The sequence below is a fragment of the Mesobacillus sp. QJM3NY_10 genome (assembly GCF_056173465.1).
Map to the genome: position 1 here is coordinate 1168149 of NZ_CM149675.1, position 17051 is coordinate 1185199.

The following is a 17051-nucleotide window of genomic DNA, read 5'->3' on the forward strand; positions in this document are numbered from 1 at the left end:
CTTTTTGACCGGAATATGTGAATAATAAATGAACTAAATGGCAAAACACCCCTGTTTGGATTTTTACTTACTATAATGATAGTGTAATCCAAATGGAGGTGCCAATAATGAACGTAACAACGATTATTGAATTGGAAAATCGTGAAGTTGAGAAGATGGCTGGCGCAAAATTAGTATTTATACAGGAACAGATTGATACAAATATCGTGGAAACGTGCGTTGATTGTTTTAAATATGAAGGTTCTGAAGATTGCCTGGATACAGATGACGCAATGCAAAAAGTTTTTAATGCACTGAAAGCAGATGGAATGATCCCTGAAGCAGTGGAAGATTTTTCGTATGAGATGCCTTCTTGTGAGAGATTGAGAAAAGATGTTTATGAAGAACAGGACATGCCGCAAAAAGTGATTCTGAGCTTTGCAATATAAGACTTAAACAGGAGTTCTGTCGTGGAACTCCTTTTTTAAGTTGGTTAACACTTTTTTGATCAGTTTTTCTAAAAACGTGACTTTTATCAAAGAGAAGCCTGGTAGAAATTTATATAATGAAGTTGACATAAAATGAAAACGCTTTCAACAAGGGAGGTGGGAACCGGTGAAAAAAGGTGCGGACATCACCATCATTACCGGCCATTTTGGCAGCGGAAAAACAGAGATATCAATTAATCTAGCTCTCGAGGCAGGGAAAACAAATGCCAGGACAGCAGTTGCCGACCTCGACATCGTTAATCCATATTACCGTGCTAGGGACGCCAGAAATATTTTTGAACAAAATGGAATTGAACTTCTTGCACCTGCTGAAAGGCTTGCAGCCGCTGATTTGCCGATTGTTCCGAGCGATATGAGCAGGGTAATCTATGACCCGGCCTATAAGCTGATCGTCGATGCTGGAGGAGATAAAGATGGAGCTACAGCACTGGGGCAATTTTATAACGATTGGAAAGAAATGAAGCCAGAGGTGCTGTTTATTTTGAATGCAAACCGTCCATATGTCAGTACTCTGGAGGGGGCGGTTGAGACATTGCAGAAAATCGAAAAAGGCTCCAGGCTGAAAATCACAGGAATTATCAATAACTCAAATGTAGGATCCGAAACGACGATTCAGGATGTCGAAAAGGGGTTTGCGTTAGGCAAGGAGCTGTCAGATAAATTGGGAATTCCTTTGTTGTACACGATGGTACCGCAGCATTTATCAGCTGAAAGTGCTGGAATTGAATCGGAGTCCCATGTAAAAGTGATTTTGAGGTATTTAAAATTGCCATGGGAAATGTAAAGGAGGCAAATACGGTGGAGCAGAGAGTTGTTTTTAATGAAGAGACTTGTAAATCATGCAAGCTGTGCGTGAACGCTTGTCCGACAAATGTGATTTATCTTGCTGATTACTTGAATGAAAAAGGCTACCGGCCGGCGGTTGTGACAGACCAGGAAAATTGCATCAGCTGCGGCAAGTGCGCACAGATGTGTCCGGATTCGGTCATCACTGTCTATAGGCCAGAAAAGGTAAGGAAATCTGTATAGCAAAGGAGATTTGACAATGGGGAAAGTACTTATGAAGGGTAACGAGGTCATTGCGGAAGCCGCTGTCCATGCGGGCTGCAAGTATTTTTTCGGCTATCCGATCACTCCGCAGAGTGAGCTTGTTGCCTATATGGCCAGAAGGCTGCCAGAGGTTGGCGGATTATTTTTACAGGCGGAAAGTGAAGTAGCAGCGATCAATATGGTGTATGGCGCGGCTGGAACCGGTGTGCGTGTGATGACATCATCATCCAGTCCTGGATTCAGCTTGAAGCAGGAAGGAATCTCATACCTGGTAGGGGCAGAACTGCCGGCACTGATTGTGAATGTCGTTCGGGGAGGGCCCGGACTCGGCAATATCCAGCCGGCACAATCGGACTATTTCCAGGTGACAAAAGGTGGCGGTCATGGGGATTACCATACACCTGTCCTGGCTCCGTCCACGCTTCAGGAAATCATTGACCTGACTGAAGCGGCATTTGATATCGCCGACCGTTACCGGACGCCAGTTATCCTGCTTGGGGACGGAATGCTCGGACAGATGATGGAACCGGTAGAGTTCAAGGAATTGAGCGAGAGGAAGCCGGAACAAAAGGAATGGGCTACAACTGGAACACGCGGTGATGGGAAACCAAGAATTATCTCTTCACTAGAATTGAATGCAGATGCACTCGAAAAACGAAATGAACTTTTACAGAAAAAATTCGCCCTGATTAAGCAAGATGAAGTCAGATACGAAACGTTTGAAATAGAAGATGCCGAATATATTGTAACTGCTTATGGAACTGCAGCAAGGATTGCCATGAATGCAATCAATAAAGCGAGGAGAGATGGACTGAAAATCGGGATGATCCGTCCGATCACGCTTTGGCCATTCCCTGAGCAGCCGTTCATTGAAACCCGTGACAGGGTGAAGGGTTATCTCTCAGTCGAGATGAGCGCAGGCCAGATGGTTGAGGATGTCAGACTTGCTGTCGAGGGCCGTGCTCCAGTTTCATTCTTTGGGCGCACTGGCGGTGTTGTTCCTACCCAGGAAGAAATTTATGACCAAATCGTCAAACTGGCAGGGGGTGTTGAGGTATGACAATGAAAACTGTGTTTGAGAAGACAGCTGGATTGACTGATAACCAGACGCACTACTGCCCGGGCTGTACGCATGGAATCATCCACAGGATGGTAGGCGAAGTACTTGAAGAAATGGGGATTCTTGAGGATACCGTTGGAGTCGCTTCTGTCGGTTGCTCTGTTCTGTCCTATGAATATTTCAATTGTGATATGACACAGGCTGCCCATGGTCGGGCCCCGGCTGTCGCCACAGGCATAAAGCGCGTTCTTCCTGACCGGTTTGTTTTTACCTACCAGGGTGATGGAGACCTTGCTTCGATTGGGATTGCCGAGGCTATCCACGCCGCTGCCAGAGGTGAAAATATTACTGTTATTTTTGTGAATAATGCGATATATGGCATGACTGGAGGACAAATGGCGCCGACAACATTGGTTGGCCAGAAAACGGCTACGACTCCATTCGGCCGGGATGCGAGCATCCAGGGACTGCCGATCCGGGTAAGTGAGATGCTGTCAACTCTGGATGGAACAGCTTATATCGAACGAGTTTCGACGCATGATGTACCGAACATCCTTAAAGCGAAGAAAGCGATTCGCAAAGCATTTGAAACACAGAAGCAGGGACTGGGTTTCTCGATGGTCGAGATTCTGTCCAGCTGTCCGACAAACTGGGGCCTTGATCCCAATGAATCTCTTGATTGGATTAAGGACAATATGGTGCCAGCCTATCCTCTTGGCGTGTATAAGGATATACCAAAGGGGGCTGATGAGAGATGATGGAGGAAATGTTGATTGCCGGGTTTGGCGGCCAGGGAGTCATGTCGATGGGCCAGCTGATTGCCTATGCTGGTATGACTGAAGGAAAGTTTGTATCCTGGCTGCCTTCCTACGGTCCCGAGCAGCGGGGCGGAACAGCCAACTGTGCAGTCGTCGTCAGCGAGGAACAGGTAGGTTCACCACTTGTGTCGCGGCCGACGACAGCAATTGTCCTTAATAACCCGTCATATGAAAAGTTTGAACCGGTGGTCAGGGCAGGCGGGTTATTAGTTGTGAACTCATCATTGATTTCAAAAATGTCAGCTAGGACCGATATAAAAGTATTAAATATTGATGCAACCGACAAGGCGAACGAGCTCGGCAATCCAAAAGTCGCTAATATGATCCTGCTTGGGGCATTCCTTGAGGAAACGGGTATTCTGTCCGATGAATCAATTTTGGAAGCATTGAAAAAAGTGCTTTCCCCGGAAAAGCACTCTCTATTGGAAATCAATCGCCAGGCGCTTGAACTGGGGCGATCTTTGACTAAGGAAACCATCCCTAAGTCATAACGTTGGGGAGGGATAACATTGTTGAAGAGTTATGTGCCCGTGAACCGAGAAAAGCTGAAGCCACGGTCACATAAAAGGGAAATATGTGCCCGTGAACTGACAAAAAGTGAAGTCACGGTCACATAAAAGGAAAATATGTGCCCGTGAACTGAGAAAAAGTGAAGTCACGGTCACATAAAAGGGAAATATGTGCCCGTGAACCGAGAAAAAGTGAAGTCACGGTCACATAAAAGGAAAATATGTGCCCGTGAACTGAGATAAAAAGGAGTCACGGTCACATAAAAGGAGAATATGTGCCCGTGAACTGAGAAAAGCTGAAGTCACGGTCACATACAAGGCTGACATACTCAAAGCTGTTTTAAAAAAAGCATTCCAGTTCTTTGGCTCAACTCTAATGTAATGAAACAATGAAGAATTCAAAAAACGCTGCCAGTTCTCTATGGCAGCGTTTTTAAAGTGTATCAACTGTGGCTACATCGTTTGATTGAAGGATAATTACTTTTTTTCATAATCCTTATTTCAAAAGCTCCAAAATTAATGGAACCGCTGCCTGCAGTGAAGGGGCCTGCTTATCGGCTCCTGTTTCATCGGTCCCTATGAAGACAGTTTTGCAGCCTGCTTTTTTGCCAGCTTCGATATCGCGCTCGTGATCTCCTACCATGACACTTCCTGTCAATTCGATATCATGCCTGCTGGCAAGGTCAAGAAGCATTCCGGCATTAGGTTTTCGGCATTCACAGCCTGCCTTTGGTTTGTGTGGGCAGTAGGCAACCTCCTTGATATGGCCACCATGTTCCCTGATCATCTTTACCATGTGATCATGGATTTCTTGCAGGCGCTTTTCCTTCAGGAATCCAAGTCCGACGCCTCCCTGATTGGTGACTACAAAAATTTCATAGCCAGCCTTGCTCAAGTCTGCGACTGCTTCTGCTGCACCCTCAAGGAGATAAAGATCTTCAGGTGTGTTAACGAATTTTACCCGGTGAGATAATACTTCATTGAGGACTCCATCCCGGTCCAAAAATATTGCTTTATTCATTTTGTTCCTCCGTTTGTGCTAACATCTTTTAAAACTATTATCTTCTCGGCATTCTGATGTCGTGATACATAGCGATTACCGGTGATCCAAAAACGCCATGGATAGTCTCTTGCTTCTCCGGAATTGTCGATGCCGATTCTCTTCCCTGAAGAAATGCTCTCAGGTACAAACCCTCGGGAGATGAAAAGTGGCTTCTCTGTTAAGGGATGCCCGTAATCGGATGTATTTATGCCCATTGCTTTCGTTAGCTTTCCAGGTCCATTGGTGAGATTGGCTGACTCCGGCATACCTCTGCGCTTAATCATTAAGTCGATTCCCTCAACAGGTTCCATGGCTCTGATCAAAACTGCCTCTGGATTGTCTTTCTTTGCACTGACAACATTGAAGAGTGTATGGGTGTGCATAACATAAGTATAGGCTAAACCAGCTTCATGGAACATGATCTCTGTCCTTTTCGTCCTGCGATTATTATAGCTGTGCGCCGCTTTGTCCATTGGACCAACATAGGCTTCTGTCTCCACAATTATTCCCGCGGCTGTTCCTTCTTCAGTTTCTTTCACTAAAATGCATCCCAGGAGCGATACCGCCAATTCTAGGGTAGGCTGCTGATAGAACTTATTGTCAAGTGTTTGGAAAGCATCACATTGTTCTGACATAAAACCTCCTAATAACTCTTTTTAATCTTTATACCCTGCAGCTGAATGAGTCATCCATTATTTTTTGCCCAAAATACTAGTATTTTTTTTAATACCTAGTGTTTTCTCAAAAATACCTAGTGAAAAAAATAGCGGATAGACGAAAGATGGTTTATAGTATTTTTAAAGGTCTGACAGTTTTAATTTCCATTAGGGGAGTATTAATTATATGTGGAAAAAATGGGTATGGATTGCAGTGATTGCTGCAGTTATTTTTTTCCTTGTTCCATATAGCCTTCCGCTCATTTTTGCTGTGTTAACAGCAGTCATGCTCGAAGGAATGGTTCAATGGATTATGAAAAGATTTTCATTCAAGCGTCTTCAGGCTGTGATCGGAGTATTTATCAGCTATGTGCTCCTGTTAGGTGTTATTGGATATAACCTGGTTTCAATTATCGCCCATCAAGCGGTATCCTTATCCGAGCGAACTCCTACATTCGTAAGGGACATTTACAGAACAGCGATTCTTCCTTTGATGGGCAAGTGGGAATTTTACTCAAAAAACTTCCCGGGAGAAGTCATTGACCAGATTGAAGCGACGATTGAAAAGAATATAAACACGCTGGATTCATTCCTGCAGCAATTCATTGCTGGCATAATCAATCTGCTCACGGCAATACCAGGGTTCATGATTGAATTTCTTGTTTACCTTATTGCGTTATTCTTGTTCAGTCTTGAACTTCCTAACCTTAAAATGAAGCTGGAGTCTCACTTGAAGGAGCAAACTCGGCAGAAGGTCTTCCTGGTTGGAAGCCAGTTGAATAAGGCAGGGATAGGTTTTTTAAAAGCGCAGGTTATCCTGAGTTTGGTCACCTTCTTTATGGCGATGGCAGGGTTGAGCATACTAGGGGTTAAATATACGGGACTGCTGTCATTGTTGATTGTCATTGTCGATATTCTGCCGATTCTCGGAACCGGATCAGTCCTGGTACCATGGGCAATTATTGCGATTCTGCAGGATAATCATTTTCTGGGAATTGGATTGATTATTTTGTTTCTGGTCATCACTGTTGTCCGCAGGGTGATCGAGCCAAAGATTTATTCATCCAACCTTGGTATCTCGCCGCTTGCCTCATTGATCAGCATGTATATTGGACTCAAACTACTTGGGCTTTCCGGGATTTTTATCGGGCCGATTATCGTGATCATCTATGACACTTTAAGAAAAGCAAATGTAATTCGGCTGAATTTCAAGATTTGAATTTCAGCTCGTTTTTTTGGATAGCAGAACATGATTAAGCATAAATTATGTTTGTTACCAAGAAGGAGGAACGCAGGAATGAATGTAGGCCGAGCTAAGGAGATTGTTGAGTCAGCAGACATGATCAATGTAACTTATGATGGGACGTCAATCATCATCCAGCATGTTGACGAAAAGACCAAAATGGCAAGGATTTATTCAAAGTCAGAACCGGATGTTGAAAGAGACGTACCAGTCTTGAATTTAATAGAGGAATAGAAAAACGGGAGAACCTACGTCTCCCGTTTTTCCATGTTATAAAGCGGTAATGTGATCTTGAATTGGGTGCCTTCGTTAAGTTTGCTTTTTACGTTTACCGTACCGCCCATTTCATGGATAATCTTATTAACGACCATCATGCCCAGCCCAGTGCCTTTTTCTGCCTTGGTTGAAAAGTAAGGTTCCCCGATTTTCGCTAATTGCTGTGGAGACATTCCGCATCCTGTATCTTTGATCGTGATGGATACATGGTTATTGGCCAACTCGCGGCAGCTAATTACCAGGTCACCGCCGTTTGGCATAGCCTCAATGCCGTTTTTGATGATATTGAGTATACATTGATGGAATTTGGCGGCTTCACCGGCGACATTCATTCCCGCCATCAAATCCCTTTTTATATTTACCGAAAAATGATTCGCATAAGGAAGGATGAGCTCAAGTGCTTTTTCGATTTCTTCTTTTACACAGATGGATGACTCCATTTCCGATTGTGGTTTGGCGAAATTAAGGTAATCTTTAATGATACTTTCTGCACGATCGAGTTCATCGATTGCCGTATTCAAGTAATAAAGCCTCTTTTTTTCCTCAATGGTTGGATCTTTTAGCATTTGCAAAAATCCACGGGTGACTGTAAGCGGATTACGGACCTCATGACTGACACTCGCAGCCAATTGGGAGACGACTTCAATCTTATCGGACTTGATGACAGCATTATGTAAAAGCTGGTTCTGCCTCATGATTTCAATATAATAAGTCACAATGAAAATTCCGGCAGAAAGGGCCAGACCGTATAAGAGCATGAATTGAAAATTAGTCAAGTCGTCAAACACCGCTGCCTTCATCAGGAAAATGAGGACGGTATAAGATAAAGCGACCGCCACAACAGTATATAGTTTCCTGGAGAGAGGGAATGCCCTGAACTTACTGGAAAGATACACGGTTAAAACAGTGATGGTGAGCATGTTGAAAAAGTTAATCCATACCCCGTTGCCACCAAAAGGAATTCTTGCGGCTACAACGGTGATGAAAAGCATGATGCTGACAACCGGACCGCCATACAAGCCCCCGACGACAACGGGGATCAATCGGAGGTCGAAGATGAAATCAGAATTGCCGATCACCGTAAAAGACATACAGAACAGAATTTGAATTCCACCCAAGACAATAATGAAGGCTTTGGAGTATTTCCTATATAAATTAGTAAATTTGTTTACGATAATGTATTGGAACACAAATGTAGTAAACAGGATGAAGATCAGATTCAATACAAGAACAGTTAATTGGTTCATAGTCTTAATCTCCAGTCGACAAGGAGCGACCGCTCCATTCAAAAAATATGTTTGTTAAGAAGACAAATTATTCGGATATATTACTTTTACTTTAACATAAAATTGATTCAAGTTGCTTTTTTTACCATGACTATTTTTCGCACTAGTTGCTTTTTGAAATGTTCTTGAATATAAAAAGAAAAGCTTTTTTTCGACATGACTTTTCTAATGGAAGGGCATGAATATCCAAGTTTGGATTACAGGATGTCCAAGCGGATTATTGGATGGCCCTCATAACTTGGCGATATACTATTGGTACAAAAAACTGCAGAGGAGGCAATAGAATGGCCCGAAACTCATTAACACTTTTCACGAGGCCTATGTGAACGGATTGCCAGGAAGCGAAGGAGTTTCTTTCGCAAAAAAATGTACCGTATGAAGAAATCAATGTTCAGGATGAGCCTGAAAAGGAGAGAAAGCTAAAAGAATTAACAGGTACTGTAATTGTTCCTGCGTTTATTTTTACGAGCACAAAGTTCTTGTTCATGAAAGATAAAAAAGTATTGATCGGATATGAAAATAACAGAAGTGAAATTGAAAAGCTTGCTGGAAGCTTATAATCTTAATACTGAATGACAAAAAGCCTTCGAATGTGAGGGCTTTTTGTTTTTAAATAAAATTTTTAAGTAGCATGGAACTTTATTGGAGTTCATAAATTATAATATATAAATCTTTCATGGGGGAGGATCATTATTTTAATTCCGAGTTGACTTATCAGAATACATGTATTATATTATTCGAGAATGATAAATTAAGGGGGAAAGAAAGTGACCACTGGACTTGTTATTTTAAATATTGCAGTTATGCTAGGCATCATTGCTGTTCTTTTTTATATGCAAAAGAAACATGTCTCTTTTTCTAAACGAGTATTCATTGCACTGGGAATTGGGATAGTTTTCGGTTTTGCATTGCAATTCGTTTATGGAGCCGGATCCGAAGTTATTATGAAAAGTACTGACTGGTTCTCGATTGTGGGAAGCGGTTATGTAAAGTTCCTGCAAATGATTGTTATGCCGCTAGTATTTATATCGATTTTAGCTGCTTTCACAAAGCTAAAGCTGACGAATAACATCGGTAAAATCAGTACACTGATCCTCGGCTTGCTGGTTGGCACAACAGCTGTTGCCGCTGCGGTTGGTATCGCTACTGCTGTTGGTTTTGACCTTGAAGCTGTGCAAATCACACAGGGTGAGGCAGAGCAAGCGCGTGCGGAGAAGCTTGAGGAAACGTATGGAGGAATTGAAGGGCGCACGATGCCACAGCAAATTCTTGATCTCTTACCAGCCAATCCATTTCTTGACTTCACTGGGGCACGACCGACATCTACAATATCCGTTGTTATTTTCGCGGCATTCCTGGGAATCGCATACCTTGGAGTGAGAAGAAAATCTCCTGATCAGGCAGAGCTTTTTGCCAAGATTGTGGATGCTTTCTATGCGGTCATCATGAGGGTGGTCACGCTGATCCTGCGCCTGACTCCATATGGAGTTCTTGCCATCATGACAAAGACTGTTGCCTTAAGCGATTTCGACGCAATCTTAAAACTAGGGAAATTCGTAGCAGCTTCATATGTTGCTCTTGCAATCATGTTCATTATCCACTTGTTATTATTGACGATTGCTGGTTTAAATCCAGTCACATATATTAAAAAGGCATTTCCTGTTCTCGCGTTTGCTTTCACTTCAAGAACGAGTGCCGGGGCATTGCCGTTAAATATCAAAACGCAGCGCTCGCTTGGCGTTCCAGAAGGGATTGCAAACTTTGCAGGTTCCTTCGGGTTATCTATCGGGCAAAATGGCTGCGCCGGGATTTATCCTGCGATGCTCGCAGTCATGATCGCACCATCAGTTGGTGTTGACCCATTGACACCATCATTCATCGCGACCGTGATCGCCATCGTAGCCATCAGTTCCTTCGGAGTTGCCGGTGTTGGGGGCGGAGCTACATTTGCGGCATTGCTCGTGCTCTCTGCATTGAACCTGCCAGTTGCACTTGCCGGCTTGCTGATTTCAATCGAACCATTGATTGATATGGGACGTACAGCAGTAAATGTAAGCGGCTCGATGACATCAGGCATCCTGACAAGCAGAATTACAAAAGAAATCGATTCATCGGTCTATACAGATATGAATCAAAAAATCGAAGCAGAAGCGTAAGCGTAAATATAGTAAAAGCCAGCCAAAGATATTTTGGCTGGCTTTTCTAATTTACTAGGAAATTAGAAAATAATTCCAATGTGAATAACTATACGGGTTTTCTTAATCCAGCTCCAGCGCCTAGCCCCTCGAGTCGCTTCGGTCCGCCCAATGAAGTCAAAGAACGACTTCACTGGTCGGCCCTCCAGCGCTTGTCGGGGCTGAACAAGGCGCTTGCGCTTTTTGTTCTTCTTTGGATTTGTCCAGAATATGAGAAGCAGTAACAGATGGCTGGGCTCTTAATAAAAATTAATTTATAGTACTCGCTCTCTTTTTATCACACACAAAGATGTCATCAAACCTACACAGGTTATTGTTAGCAGGGAATAGAAGAATTTTTCCATTCCGATCACTTTTAACCCTGACAAAACCACAAGGCCATCTATTAAAAAAATCAAGATTCCTACATTTAGAGATGAAAATTTATGGATTAACTGGGCTAACAGGTCAGTTCCTCCGGTGCTCGTTTCATAGCGGAGCATCAACCCGATACCGCAGCCGACTAATAGGCCGCCTATGATCGCGCTTGAAAAAATGCCTAATTGCAGTCCTTTTTCCACTGGAGCGAACAAGTCGATGAACAGACTGGATACCAACAATCCATGCAGACTATGAAAAAAATATTTTCGCTCCAGTATCCAGGCCAGTACGTATAGTGGGATACTTAGGAAAATCATGGTCAAGCCCGTTGGCCAGCCATAAAAATAGTGCATGATCAAACCAATTCCGATCATTCCGCCGTCGAGTAAGTGATGGGGTACCAAAAACCCATTAACTCCTATCCCCAGTAACATGCTGCCTACTAATACAGCAAGAATTTTTCCTGTCATCCATTATCACCAGCCTTGTCCTTCTCCCATTATTTCTATGTAAAAAGACAAGTGTTAGAACATGACATAAAAAAGAACCTGCCAATCGGCAGGTTCTTGTTACATTAAGTAGGTTATATCAAAATTCCGAGCCTGGCCACCTCTTAGTGAGGCAAGAAAGCGAGTTGGTAAAAGAACAGCACTGCAAAAACGTAAAGCAGCGGGTGAACATCACGCCATTGCCCTTTCACTACTTTCAGTAAAGGATATGAAATGAATCCAAGCGCGATGCCGGTTGCGATGCTTGATGTAAGCGGCATGCTCAAGATGATCAGGAAAGCAGGGAATGCTTCGTCAAGCTCGTCCCAGCTGATCTGTGAAATACTGCCCATCATCAGGCTTCCGACAATGATTAGAGCCGGAGCAGTAATTGCTGATAATCCGGAAACAGCACTGACAAGCGGTCCGAAGAAAGCAGCGGCGATAAAAAGACCGGCTACCGTCAGCGAGGTAAGACCAGTACGTCCACCTGCAGCAACACCTGATGATGATTCGATATAGGCCGTTGTCGGACTTGTTCCGAACATAGCACCTGCGGCAGTTGCGATCGAGTCAGATAGCAATGCTTCTCTTGCACGCGGCATTGAATTTCCTTTCATCAAGCCTGCCTGGTGGGCTACACCGATCATTGTTCCGGTAGTATCAAAGATTGTCACCAGGATAAAAGAAAAGACAACTGCGTATAAGCTGTTTTGTACGACATCCATCAATGCTGTCCATGGATTCAGGACAATCATGCCTTCGGGAAGTGATGGCATAGACATGAAACCTTCTTTGAAGTCCAATTGGCCTGTGAAGAAGGCGATCAATGCAGTGACGACCATTCCCAGGAACAATGCTCCATTCACTTTAAGCACCATTAAGACAAGCGTGACTGCAAGACCAATCAATGCCAGCACTGCAGATGGGGAATGCAGATCCCCAAGACCCACCAAGTTCGATGGGTGGTCGGTGATGATTCCTGTAAGGCGCAAACCGATGAAAGCAATAAAAAGTCCAATACCTGCGGTGATTCCGTGCTTTAAGTTGGCTGGAATTGCTTCAATCAACTTTTCACGGAATGGAGTCAGGGACAGGATGACAAATATTAAACCTGCGATAAAAACCGCAGCGAATGCAGTCTCATATGAAATGTTCTGGTTGTTGCCTACAACAGAGTAGGCAAAGTAAGCGTTCAGTCCCATACCAGGAGCGATCGCGATTGGATAATTAGCAAATAAGGCCATCCAAAGCGTACCGATCACAGCAGCAATGATTGTCGCTGTAAAAACTTGCTCAAAGGGAACGCCGGCATCAGCCAGGATGATAGGGTTGACGACAACGATATAAACCATTGTGAAAAAGGTCGTTATACCGGCCATCATTTCTGTTTTTACATTCGTGTTGTTCTCTTTTAATTTAAACATGAGTTCCTCCAAAAATACGAACGATTTTTAAACACAAATAATATATTATTCGTTTTTAGCTCTTTTTTCAAGTGTAAATTTTAAAATTTGGATTTTGTTACTTAGTATCACACAAAAAAACATTTTCACCCAATTAAAAAAGGACTCAAATGAGTCCTAATTTCACCTTTTTGATTTGAAGTAATCTTTCGTAAGCCATAAACCGCCAATGTAAAGCGCCAATGCGAAATAAGCCGGCAAGAGGTGGATAAAATCAATGTAACCTATATACAGGTGCGTGAAAATTCCAGCTGTAAAAGCGGGTATTCCCCCGATTAGGAATGTTCTCCAAACCCAGGCAGAATCTTCATGGAATCCCCACAGAGACAGAGTTAGTACAAGCAGACCTACACTGAAGAGTGCGCTGCCAAAGCCCGCGCGGTCATGAGCGATGACCGGAATCAGTTTTTCGTTCAGCGCATTCAGTTGGTCTGGTGTCATACAAATATAACTCAGGTCAGTATCAACAAACACATAAGTTGCCCCAATTGTCGATATGACAATCCCGCCGAGCACAAAGGAGAAACCGAGGATGACGAATAATAGCTGCCCATATACTGCTTTCTTCCAGGCTGAATGGTTTGTGCGGTTTTTTGATGAGGGCGATTGATTTGCTGAGCGTGTTTTTATGTAGCCCATGATGTAAAAAGGAAACAAAATGAGCCAGAACAAACCGTGCAGCCAGTCGAAATAACCGAATCCAAGAAAAAGCATGATTCCCAGGAATCCAGTAATCGCCCCGATATTGAAAGTTCTTTTTGCCCAGTGCATTCCATAGCGGATGCCATGACGCGCAAGCTGCATATAGATGAAGCCCCCAGAAATCATCGTACCGGCAAGTGTCATTCTGTCATGTGACATGAATTTATAAAGATTGGGATTGTAGGCCATCAATTCAAGCCTGGTCATTTGCAGGAATGCTTCATCATAGAAGAGGATGACCTTCGTGAAACTGAAGAATAAGACCACGGCTCCTCCAAGCAGGATGAAAAGTCCGAACAGCCAATACCAGATCCAGCCAGGAAGCTCTCTTCTCTCGTCTCTTAGTTCGTCCAGAAGCGCTTCATTGATTCTTTTGGGCAAACCAGGACCTGATGCGACATAGCCCCCGGATAAAAAGACTAGCTCCGCACCTGCCTCAAAAAGGGCGAGCGCATCGGCGGGTTCAGCAACGCCTCCAGAGGTAACGACCGGTATATCAATTTCATTTTTTATGATGTTCAGAGCATGTATCATTCCATCTGTTTGCTGAAGTGGCAAGACCTGTTTGCCGTCTGTTAAAATACGGTCTTCTTCAATCATAATTCCGTCCGCAATACGACTGGCTGATTTAAGCTTCAAAAGATTGTCGGCAACAGTAGAATGCCTAATAGCTAAAAGGACAGGCTTGTTTAGAAGAAGTATTTTTATATGTGTGAGATCATCGATGCTCTCAATTGAATCAATTTCAATTATGAATGCTCCGCCAGCATCTTTTAAATGTTCCGCAGTGTTTATCGGTTCTTCTAGCCGGATCAGAATCGGCACTGTCCGCGATTTTGTTAGTTTGTTTTTTGTGGCGATAAGTCCAATCGTCTCAGCATATTCAGGCAGGATCAAGGCATCATTAGTTTTTGAAAGAGATCCTGCTGTTTCAGACTCTCTCGGAAATTTGGTGATGGGACCAACTTCAATTGCACCAAAGCCAAGACTCGGGAAGGCTTCAATCCCGGATAATTGTGGGTCAATCTTCCCGCTTAACCCAACCGGGCTACCGAAATGAAGACCAAACAAATTGCGGTGCAATTTTTCCGAGGGAGACATATGCCCAAGAAACTCGATGAAAGATCTGCCCCCTGGAACCTTTGCGATGGTGGACATCCCACGGTGGATGAATTCCCGTCCTGCATTTCCGGGCAAAATGGACAGCCATGGTTTAAATAATGGGTGATATGACCAATCAGGCATAATGACCTCCTGAATTTATACGTTACTTTTATTCTATCGCAATTTACCAATTCTGTGGCAATCAGGCATATATAATTCTCCAGAGCGAATAAAAAGAAATGCTTCTAGCTAAAATAGTGGAGAAAATCGAATGCGGAGGTAAGATTATGGATTTGAATCGTGTAAAACAAATATTGTCATCATCTGCAGAAATAGATGTCACTTATAACGGTGCATCCGTCTGGATTGACCATTTAAATGAAGATGGACGCACTGCCACTGTCCATCTGCGCGGGCCTCTGGAAGAAAGGACAAATGTCGAGATTTCCGATCTGCAGGAAAGATCTTAAGCAGTAACCAAAATAAGGTGGAGGAACCTCCTTATACGAACGAACTTACCGCCGGAATGCAAAATAGTGTACGGCGGTTTTTTCCTATGGCACAATATTTATAATACCTATAGTGGTTTATCTACTATGAAAGAGAGGTATTTTTTAAAATCGAAAGGAGAGATGAACATGTTCCATCATACGATTGAAGTGGACAAGTCAATGAATGAAGCAGTATCTGCACTCGAGGCAAGCTTGAAGGATGAGAAATTCGGTGTCCTTTGGTCTCTGAATATGAAGGAAACATTAGCTGGTAAAGGTGTGGAACTTGACGGTGACTATATTATCCTTGAAGTGTGCAATCCGCATGAAGCAAAGAGGGTACTTGAAAAGAATCCTATCGTGAGCTATTTTCTCCCTTGCAAAATTGTAGTGTATAAAGATAATGGTACAACTAAGGTGGGCCTTCCAAAGCCAACAGAACTGATTAAATTTGTGGAAAATGATGACCTGCAGGCAATCGCGGCAGACATCGAAAAAAGGCTGATCGGTGCAATTGACAATATTAAATAACTTGCAACAACATGAAGTCCGGGATTTTGTCCCGGGCTTTTTTTGCGTTTAATAAATAAAGATAAGCCCATTTGAAAAAAATGTATTGTCCGGCTGTTTAGGACAAATTTTTGCCGGGAACTTAAAGATTAATCAAAACGAAAAATTTCGGCCGATGAGCCGTTTATATAGATTTGGCGGCTGTCAGATTGGCAGCCGTTTTGATTTGTATTCGAGTTTATAGAGGAATAGAATGGATTAAAAAGGAGGGGAATTCACGGTGAGCATTTTTGAGACGATTGAATTACATAACGGAGTGAAAATGCCGGCTTTTGGCCTCGGTGTCTATAAAGTCGAGGAAGGTGAACAACTCGAAAAAACGATTCATACTGCGCTTGACCTTGGCTACCGGCTCATAGATACAGCTTCTTTTTACCAGAATGAAGAAGGTGTTGGTCAGGCCATCCGAAACAGCGGAATCCCAAGGGAAGAGTTGTTTATCACAACGAAGGTCTGGAATTCGGAGCAGGGATATGAAAATACTTTGAAGGCCTTCGATGACAGCATGGAGAGATTAGGGCTGGATTATTTGGATCTATATCTCGTCCATTGGCCTGTAAAAGGAAAATACTTAGAAACGTGGCGCGCTCTTGAAGAATTGTATCGCGAAGGCAGGGTGAAGGCGATCGGTGTCAGCAATTTTAAAATACACCATTTGAAAGACCTTCTGAGCCATGCTGCTGAAAAACCGGTTATCAACCAGGTAGAGCTTCATCCGTTGTTGTCTCAGGTTGAACTGAGGGACTTCTGTCAGCAAAATGACATCAAAGTAGAAGCATGGTCACCATTATCACGAGGTAGATTCCTTGAGGAACCTGTGCTCGGGAAGATTGCTGCACAGCACGGCAAGACCCCTGCGCAGATCATTTTAAGATGGCACCTGGAAAATAAAATTATCCCAATTCCTAAATCAGTCACACCGTCAAGGTTAAAAGAAAACGCAGAAATATTTGATTTTCAGCTGAATCAAAAAGAGCTGGAAGAGATAAATGGACTTAACAAGGACCAGCGTTTTGGGGCAGATCCTGACCATATTGATTTTTAAAGCAGAGCTCGCCGAACGCTGGGCAGATGATGAAATTTATGGGACCAGAACCAACTAACTACAAAAAGCGAAACGGACACTGCTCCGCTTCGCTTTTTTTATTTAAAAAAATTCGGATGTGGTCGAAATAATGCGAAAAGTGGTCGAAATAATACAAAATGTGGTCGATAAAATCAAAAATCCGCCAATATAATTCAAAAAG

Annotated in this window: 18 protein-coding genes and 1 pseudogene; 13 read left to right on the forward strand and 6 right to left on the reverse strand. The window is 43.2% G+C overall.

Translation table 11 applies throughout. The features are described 5' to 3' along the window. The first annotated feature begins 107 nt into the window (after positions 1-107). The 6 genes from AC0VX7_RS05880 to AC0VX7_RS05905 all read left to right on the forward strand — a co-directional run bounded on the left by AC0VX7_RS05880 (position 108) and on the right by AC0VX7_RS05905 (position 3907). On the forward strand, positions 108-428 hold the full coding sequence (locus tag AC0VX7_RS05880) for a hypothetical protein (RefSeq protein ID WP_475427075.1): 321 nt from the start codon (positions 108-110) through the stop codon (positions 426-428). 166 nt (positions 429-594) lie between these two features. Then, on the forward strand, positions 595-1272 hold the full coding sequence (locus tag AC0VX7_RS05885; protein ID WP_475427076.1) for a nucleotide-binding protein: 678 nt from the start codon (positions 595-597) through the stop codon (positions 1270-1272). 14 nt (positions 1273-1286) lie between these two features. Then, positions 1287-1517: a 4Fe-4S binding protein gene (locus AC0VX7_RS05890; protein WP_031307999.1), complete on the forward strand. Its 231-nt coding sequence runs from the start codon at positions 1287-1289 to the stop codon at positions 1515-1517. Positions 1518-1533: 16 nt separating this feature from the next. Continuing rightward, positions 1534-2598: a 3-methyl-2-oxobutanoate dehydrogenase subunit VorB gene (locus tag AC0VX7_RS05895; protein ID WP_475427077.1), complete on the forward strand. Its 1065-nt coding sequence runs from the start codon at positions 1534-1536 to the stop codon at positions 2596-2598. Beyond that, a complete protein-coding gene (locus tag AC0VX7_RS05900) occupies positions 2595-3356 on the forward strand; it encodes a thiamine pyrophosphate-dependent enzyme (RefSeq protein ID WP_475427078.1) in 762 nt (253 codons plus the stop codon). The genes AC0VX7_RS05895 and AC0VX7_RS05900 overlap by 4 nt, the downstream gene beginning before the upstream one ends. Beyond that, complete coding sequence (locus AC0VX7_RS05905; RefSeq protein ID WP_475427079.1) at positions 3353-3907, forward strand: 2-oxoacid:acceptor oxidoreductase family protein; 555 nt, start codon at positions 3353-3355, stop codon at positions 3905-3907. The genes AC0VX7_RS05900 and AC0VX7_RS05905 overlap by 4 nt, the downstream gene beginning before the upstream one ends. A 514-nt stretch (positions 3908-4421) precedes the next feature. Here the strand turns inward: AC0VX7_RS05905 and AC0VX7_RS05910 are convergent. Both AC0VX7_RS05910 and AC0VX7_RS05915 read right to left on the reverse strand, forming a co-directional pair. Then, complete coding sequence (locus AC0VX7_RS05910; protein WP_475427080.1) at positions 4422-4946, reverse strand: D-glycero-alpha-D-manno-heptose-1,7-bisphosphate 7-phosphatase; 525 nt, start codon at positions 4944-4946, stop codon at positions 4422-4424. Continuing rightward, on the reverse strand, positions 4943-5602 hold the full coding sequence (locus AC0VX7_RS05915; protein WP_475427081.1) for a DNA-3-methyladenine glycosylase: 660 nt from the start codon (positions 5600-5602) through the stop codon (positions 4943-4945). The genes AC0VX7_RS05910 and AC0VX7_RS05915 overlap by 4 nt, the downstream gene beginning before the upstream one ends. 208 nt (positions 5603-5810) lie before the next feature. Between AC0VX7_RS05915 and ytvI the strand changes: the two genes are divergently transcribed. Then, positions 5811-6842 (forward strand): sporulation integral membrane protein YtvI, encoded by a 1032-nt coding sequence (gene ytvI, locus AC0VX7_RS05920; RefSeq protein ID WP_475427082.1) that lies wholly within the window; start codon positions 5811-5813, stop codon positions 6840-6842. Positions 6843-6920: 78 nt separating this feature from the next. Continuing rightward, positions 6921-7100 carry an H-type small acid-soluble spore protein gene (locus tag AC0VX7_RS05925; RefSeq protein WP_475427083.1) on the forward strand — a complete coding sequence of 60 codons (180 nt, stop codon included), beginning with the start codon at positions 6921-6923 and terminating at the stop codon, positions 7098-7100. A 14-nt stretch (positions 7101-7114) separates the two neighbouring features. Here AC0VX7_RS05925 and AC0VX7_RS05930 read toward each other — a convergent pair whose 3' ends face one another. Beyond that, positions 7115-8389 carry an ATP-binding protein gene (locus tag AC0VX7_RS05930; protein WP_475427084.1) on the reverse strand — a complete coding sequence of 425 codons (1275 nt, stop codon included), beginning with the start codon at positions 8387-8389 and terminating at the stop codon, positions 7115-7117. A gap of 380 nt (positions 8390-8769) precedes the next feature. Between AC0VX7_RS05930 and AC0VX7_RS05935 the strand changes: the two are divergent. Beyond that, positions 8770-8988, forward strand: a pseudogene (locus AC0VX7_RS05935) (glutaredoxin family protein); the annotation flags it as partial. 243 nt (positions 8989-9231) lie between these two features. Beyond that, a complete protein-coding gene (locus AC0VX7_RS05940) occupies positions 9232-10584 on the forward strand; it encodes an L-cystine transporter (protein WP_475428090.1) in 1353 nt (450 codons plus the stop codon). A 293-nt stretch (positions 10585-10877) separates the two neighbouring features. Here AC0VX7_RS05940 and AC0VX7_RS05945 read toward each other — a convergent pair whose 3' ends face one another. From AC0VX7_RS05945 to AC0VX7_RS05955, 3 genes are all read right to left on the reverse strand, one after another. Further along, entirely contained in the window at positions 10878-11453 is a 576-nt protein-coding gene (locus AC0VX7_RS05945; protein WP_475427085.1) for a YitT family protein, read from the reverse strand. Between the two features lie 143 nt (positions 11454-11596). Then, on the reverse strand, positions 11597-12898 hold the full coding sequence (locus AC0VX7_RS05950; RefSeq protein ID WP_041968111.1) for an NCS2 family permease: 1302 nt from the start codon (positions 12896-12898) through the stop codon (positions 11597-11599). A 162-nt stretch (positions 12899-13060) separates the two neighbouring features. Next, on the reverse strand, positions 13061-14884 hold the full coding sequence (locus AC0VX7_RS05955) for a dihydroorotate dehydrogenase (RefSeq protein ID WP_475427086.1): 1824 nt from the start codon (positions 14882-14884) through the stop codon (positions 13061-13063). Between the two features lie 146 nt (positions 14885-15030). Between AC0VX7_RS05955 and AC0VX7_RS05960 the strand changes: the two genes are divergently transcribed. The 3 genes from AC0VX7_RS05960 to AC0VX7_RS05970 all read left to right on the forward strand — a co-directional run bounded on the left by AC0VX7_RS05960 (position 15031) and on the right by AC0VX7_RS05970 (position 16849). Further along, entirely contained in the window at positions 15031-15213 is a 183-nt protein-coding gene (locus AC0VX7_RS05960) for an H-type small acid-soluble spore protein (RefSeq protein WP_475427087.1), read from the forward strand. A gap of 168 nt (positions 15214-15381) precedes the next feature. Then, positions 15382-15765, forward strand: coding sequence for a DUF302 domain-containing protein (locus tag AC0VX7_RS05965; protein WP_041968108.1), 384 nt, complete (start codon positions 15382-15384; stop codon positions 15763-15765). 301 nt (positions 15766-16066) lie between these two features. Next, the gene (locus AC0VX7_RS05970) at positions 16067-16849 is read left to right on the forward strand and encodes an aldo/keto reductase (protein ID WP_215035516.1); all 783 of its coding nucleotides are present in this window, start codon (positions 16067-16069) and stop codon (positions 16847-16849) included. Positions 16850-17051: the final 202 nt, after the last annotated feature.